General features: G+C 45.2%; 7 protein-coding genes. 2 read left to right on the forward strand and 5 right to left on the reverse strand.

Annotated features, from left to right (window positions below):
• The coding region (locus BCU12_RS05040) for a DNA gyrase modulator (RefSeq protein WP_347231979.1) at positions 1-229 on the reverse strand (229 nt) is incomplete at its 3' end.
• 121 nt (positions 230-350) lie between these two features.
• On the opposite strand from BCU12_RS05040, the gene yjgA reads away from it, so the two are divergent.
• Positions 351-881, forward strand: a complete 531-nt coding sequence (gene yjgA, locus BCU12_RS05045) for a ribosome biogenesis factor YjgA (protein WP_102403269.1) — start codon at positions 351-353, stop codon at positions 879-881.
• A 76-nt stretch (positions 882-957) separates the two neighbouring features.
• Here the strand turns inward: yjgA and thiQ are convergent, their stop codons facing one another.
• From thiQ to thiB, 3 genes are read right to left on the reverse strand one after another with little or no spacing between them, the layout of a single operon-like run.
• Positions 958-1,662, reverse strand: a complete 705-nt coding sequence (thiQ, locus tag BCU12_RS05050) for a thiamine ABC transporter ATP-binding protein (protein WP_102403270.1) — start codon at positions 1,660-1,662, stop codon at positions 958-960.
• Positions 1,662-3,251, reverse strand: a complete 1,590-nt coding sequence (gene thiP / locus BCU12_RS05055; RefSeq protein ID WP_102403271.1) for a thiamine/thiamine pyrophosphate ABC transporter permease ThiP — start codon at positions 3,249-3,251, stop codon at positions 1,662-1,664. The genes thiQ and thiP overlap by 1 nt, the downstream gene beginning before the upstream one ends.
• A gap of 21 nt (positions 3,252-3,272) precedes the next feature.
• Positions 3,273-4,277: a thiamine ABC transporter substrate binding subunit gene (gene thiB / locus BCU12_RS05060; RefSeq protein WP_102403272.1), complete on the reverse strand. Its 1,005-nt coding sequence runs from the start codon at positions 4,275-4,277 to the stop codon at positions 3,273-3,275.
• Between the two features lie 47 nt (positions 4,278-4,324).
• Between thiB and BCU12_RS23205 the strand changes: the two genes are divergently transcribed.
• Positions 4,325-4,465: a hypothetical protein gene (locus BCU12_RS23205; protein WP_157939856.1), complete on the forward strand. Its 141-nt coding sequence runs from the start codon at positions 4,325-4,327 to the stop codon at positions 4,463-4,465.
• A gap of 215 nt (positions 4,466-4,680) precedes the next feature.
• Here the strand turns inward: BCU12_RS23205 and BCU12_RS05070 are convergent, their stop codons facing one another.
• Positions 4,681-5,301: a flavin prenyltransferase UbiX gene (locus BCU12_RS05070; RefSeq protein WP_102403274.1), complete on the reverse strand. Its 621-nt coding sequence runs from the start codon at positions 5,299-5,301 to the stop codon at positions 4,681-4,683.
• Between the last annotated feature and the right edge of the window lie 168 nt (positions 5,302-5,469).

Consider the following 5,469-nt stretch of genomic DNA (forward strand, 5'->3'; position numbering starts at 1 on the left):
TTGATGCACTGCCTTTTTGTTGATTACGATAAACGGTAATCCCCAATGCGCCATCACTATTAAATTCAACGTTCTCAACCTCACACATGCGAGTGGAAACGCTAAGCCCTGTCGATTTAGTAATTGCAACCTCTGCAGCGTCGGCACTTACTGACGCCATTTCAAGAGCTTTTGCGACTGCGGCTTCTAAATCAACGCGCTGTTGTGCGACTTGCTGTTTTACATCCATATCTAATCTGAGTCATTTTTGAATTATATATGCTTAGGATAACAAGAATTTCCCAATCTCCCCACGATTGTTGTTAAAATAGGCCTAATATTAGTTTAAGACAGTGATATAGGCAGAAAAGATGGCTCGTAAAAACCAGAAAGCGCCTTGGGAACCGGAAGAAGAGATCATTTGGGTAAGTAAAACCGAAATGAAACAAGACATGGACGCACTACAAAAGCTAGGGGAAGAACTTGTTGCTCTTACACCCGCTATGCTGAAAAAGATCCCAATGAGTGAAGATCTTGCTGATGCAATTAAAGATGCCCAACGTTTCAAAAACGAAGCGAAGCGTCGCCAATTGCAATACATCGGTAAAATGATGCGTACAATCGAAACGGAACCGCTGCAAGCCGGGTTAGATAAAATCCGTAATAAACACTCTCAAGCAACGGCTGAGCTGCATAAGCTTGAAGGCTTACGTGATCGAGTCGTTGAAGAGGGAGATAGCGCGATTGCTGACGTTATGGATCTCTATCCGTCAGCTGATCGTCAGCGTTTACGTCAACTAGCCAGACAAGCCGCTAAAGAGAAAAAATCAGGGAAACCAGCAAAATCTTACCGCGAAGTCTTCCAAGTACTGAAAGAGCTTCACGAAGCAGCAGAAGACTAACGCTTCAAAACGTACGATTAAAAAAGGTTGATAAGCACATGTTTATCAACCTTTTTATTTTTCTTTGTCTAGCACCCTATAGTGCCGCTTGGACAAAATCAGCAAGTTGCGTATTTTCATGTTGCTGGCTTAATTGGCCAATCTCACCGGTTGCATCCACCCTATAATTGGCAATGAACGCAAAATGACTCGCGATGGCTTTGGCATCGTTGATGTGGTGCGTCACCATGAGCACAGTGATATTTCGTTCATCAGCCAGGCGCTTAACCAATGCCAGCATTTCTTCTCTAAGCACTGGGTCTAATGCAGAAAAAGGCTCATCAAGTAGCCAAATGGAATGCGGTTGGACGAAGCAACGTGCTAGCGCCACTCGCTGGCGTTGACCACCAGATAAGTGCTCGGGTAACCTGTCTAACAACGCATCGACGCCGACCTGAGTCGCTGAATCTTGTACTTGTTGGATTTGCTTTGACGTCAGCTTTAAGCCAGGATGAAGCCCCAAACCAATATTTTCACGAACCGTTAAATGGGCAAATAGATTGTGCTCTTGAAACAGCATAGAGAACGGTCGCTGATGAGGCTCTTTACCTATAACTGAGCGTTCATTAACCTGAATATCACCCGAAACCGGATCAATAAACCCAGCCACTAAACTCAATAGTGTCGACTTTCCTGCGCCACTCGGCCCCATTAGAGCAATGATCGAGCCTTGCTCCATCGATAAGTCAAATTGGAAGCATTCTTGTTGATAGTGATAATCAACATCTGCAATTTTTAGCACTAATATGACCTCTTATTTGCTCTAAACAGCATTTCAATTACGGCAAAGCAGCTCACGCTCAGCAGAAGCAGTGTCACAGAAACCACCGCGGCGGCATCCATCTGATAGCTTCCAAGTAACTGAAATAGATACAATGGTAGGGTTCTAAACTCTTGGCTGCCAAACAAGGCAATGGCGCTTAAGTCTCCAATGGAAAACATAAAGCTAATGGCAAAGGCATGAGCAAAGGGCTTACGAAGCGCTCTAAACTCAACCACTCGCAAACGTTGCCACCCTGTCATACCTAAACTGGCGCAAACATATTGGTACTGCTGGCCAATATGAAGCATCGGTTGAGCCAACGTTTTAATGACAAATGGCAATGCCATCAACGCATTCACGGCAACCACCACAATCCCCGCCGCACTAAACACGTCGGTAAAATTCCTCAATAGCAAAAATAGACCAGTACTGACAACCAAACCGGGAGTAACCAGAATGATCATGCCGACCATCTCAATCTGATCAGCGCTGCGATTCCGATACCGTAATCTCAGAGCGCGGCTCGTCAACAAGATGCTAATACCAATACAAACTGCCATCAAACTGGCAAGGCTTGCTACTCTAATTGACGCCCAGAAAGCAGACCAAAACCGAGTATCAGTCAGTACTTGAGGTAGCTGACTATTCAAACCGCTCAATATAACCATGAGTAACGGGGGAATCACGAGCATTAGGGCACCCATGATCCAAAAACTATCCCACCCTTTTGAAACCCAAGAGTCTCGACTCAAATAGAGCTGCTTATGCGTAGCGCCAGAGCTGACAGATAAAGGTTTCGATAATCGTTGAATAGCAATAGAGATCACCGCACACAATAGCATTTGCCACATAGCGAGTAACGCACCCGCTTGTAGATCAAAATCAAATTTGATCGCTTGGTAAATCGCAAGCTCTATCGTTGTTGACTTAGGGCCACCACCCAGCGCCATCACGGTGGCAAAACTGGTGAAGCAAAGCATAAAGACTAAGCCAAAAACATGGGGGAGCTGCTGCTTTAATCTAGGCCATTCGACCCACTTAAACTTATCCCAATGGCTCATGCCCAAATGAGCACAAAGCTTATGCTGTTCGGTTGGCACACTATCAAGCGCTTGCAGCAACAACCGGCTAGCATAAGGAAGATTGAAGAACACATGAGCAAGCAGAATACCGTTCAAACCGTAGATGGAAAACGGCAACTCACTACCAATGCTCTGTAGCCAAGTCGACAGTAGGCCGCTATTCCCATAGATAGCTAAGAGCCCGAATACACCAACCAGAACAGGCAGCACCAATGTTGTTGCAAACAACTTCAATAGCAGTTCTTTACCTTTAAATTGACGTCGAGACAAAGCGTGGGCGACGGGAATAGCAAGGCCAATACTCAACAGCGCAGAGAGAAACGCCTGATAAAAACTAAACTTAGTCACATGACGATAATAAGGGTCACCCCAAACCTGTCGTAGATCTAATGAAGGCGCCTCAATAAGCAAAGCGGCCAGTGCTGAAATGACAAAGGTCGCGATAATAACCGCGACCCAAATGCCAACTTTAGGAATTGAATTCAATCGTGAGCCTCAAGCCAATCATTACATCGTTAATGCGCTTTGCCACTCACGAATCCACGCTTTGCGCTCTTTCGCCACATCATCAGAACTAAAGCTTAACGACTTTTTCGGAATGGTCAGCGACTCATAGCCCTCTGGTAGCTCAACACCAGTGACTGGATACATCCAGTTTCCTGTTGGCATTGCAGACTGAAATTCATCACTCAAAATAAACGACATAAACTGGTTAGCCAACTCGTCATTTGAAGAGCCTTTCACTTTCGCTGCAACCTCTACCTGTGTGTAATGGCCTTCAGAAAAATTAGCCGCCGCATACTTCGCATCATTCTCAGCGATTAAGTGGTAAGCAGGAGATGTTGTGTAAGACAGCACGAGGTCTGACTCACCCTTTAAGAACATCGAATAAGCCTCAGACCAGCCTTTAGTGACGGTAACTGTTTTTGTCGCCAGTTGCTGCCACGCTTTCGTGCTGTTATCACCGTAAACCGACTTCATCCATAGCAGTAGGCCTTGTCCTGGCGTAGAGGTACGAGGGTCCTGATAGATAACCTTTAAATCATCGCGCTCTTCCACCAACTCTTTCAGACTTTTCGGTGGGTTAGCCAGTGTTTCTTTGTTGTAGACGAAAGCAAAGTAACCAAAATCATAAGGAACAAACGTTTCATCATTCCAGCCATTTGGTAGAGTCACGCTCGAAGTATCGACATTATGATTTGACAGCAAACCGGTCTCTCTCGCTTCTGCCATCAAGTTGTTATCCAGACCCAACACGATATCCGCTTTGCTTTTCCCGCCTTCTAAACGCAGACGATTTAATATAGAAACACCGTCGTCTAACGCCACAAAGTTAAGATCACAGCCACACTGTGCTTCAAAGGCTTTTTCAACCGTTGGACCAGGGCCCCAATCGGAAGCAAAGGAATCATAAGTGTAGACAGTAAGAGTTTCCGCGGCTTGAAGCGGCACAGATACAGCGGATAAAGACGCTATTGTCGCAAGGGAAATTACATTTAGAGGGGTTTTCACTGCTCGCTCTCCTTAATTGAGCAGCGCAGAAACAGAGGGAATACGCCATGTTCGATAATCACTTTCATCGAATTCTGTTTTTAACCAAGCGATGGCTAAAAATCGACGTTCCACACTCAATTCCTACGCCAGCATTATCTGGTTCAGGTTGGTTACTGCTTAATGCCTTGTTTTTCCAACATTCATAAAGCAATAGTGCGGGTCCCAAGCTTGGCTTGATCTCAGCGGATGCAACAGCATGCATCAGGCTCCCCGATGAGTTAGTGGTGATTGTAATTTGTATTGAATAACTTATCCATAAAGATTAACCACTCACCAACACAGAGGAGAGCAATACAGAAGAGAACAATACAGAAAAGAACAATGACTTTTCTCTGATGTGCCATTTTCCAAGAGCTGATTCCTACTTGGAATATCCCCAACGTGGTACCAACCCTTGCTCAACACCTAAATGGTCGAGAATTCTCGCCACCATGAAATCAACCAAGTCTTCAATCGATTTAGGTTGGTGATAAAAACCAGGGGCAGCAGGCATAATAGTCACCCCCATTTGAGAGAGTTTATGCATGTTCTCTAAATGCAGTGTAGAAAATGGCGTTTCACGTACCACAAGAAGGAGCTGGCCACGTTCTTTCATAACGACATCAGCCGCTCGTTCAATAAGATTATCAGACATACCATGCGCGATCGCCGCAACACTGCCCGCAGAGCAAGGGCACACTACCATTTGCTTAGGCGCGGCAGACCCCGATGCAACAGGAGAAAACCAATCTTCTTTCCCACAAACTTCGAGATTGTCAGCCTCGCAGCCTAAATGCTCAACCAACGCTTTTTTACACGCGTCTGGCCCACTTGGTAATTTTAGATTGTGCTCTGTCGCCATCACCACTCGAGCAGCGGACGAAATCAAAAGGTAGACTTTGTACTCTGCAGCTAACAGACATTCAAGTAAACGAATACCGTAGGGAGCACCGGAAGCTCCGGTAAATGCCAAAGTAATGGCTTTTTGAGAGGTGCTATTCATAATCTCGTGTTCTTTTCTCATAGTATTCTTCGTGAGTTTAATGACTTAGTGCCGTCATGAGTTTCGAGTGAATCCCCTCAAAACCACCATTGCTCATGACCAAAATTTGGTCACTTGGTTGCGCTTCTAAGCTAATTTTAGCTACTAACTCTTCAATATTATTGTAAA

This window comes from Vibrio sp. 10N.261.55.A7 (assembly GCF_002877365.1).
GTDB lineage: Bacteria > Pseudomonadota > Gammaproteobacteria > Enterobacterales > Vibrionaceae > Vibrio.

Coding starts and splice junctions, on each gene's coding strand:
- yjgA (WP_102403269.1), top strand. CDS start 351: ATGGCTCGTAAAAACCAGAAAGCGCCTTGGGAACCGGAAGAAGAGATC.
- BCU12_RS23205 (WP_157939856.1), top strand. CDS start 4,325: ATGTTCGATAATCACTTTCATCGAATTCTGTTTTTAACCAAGCGATGG.
- BCU12_RS05070 (WP_102403274.1), bottom strand. CDS start 5,301: ATGAATAGCACCTCTCAAAAAGCCATTACTTTGGCATTTACCGGAGCT.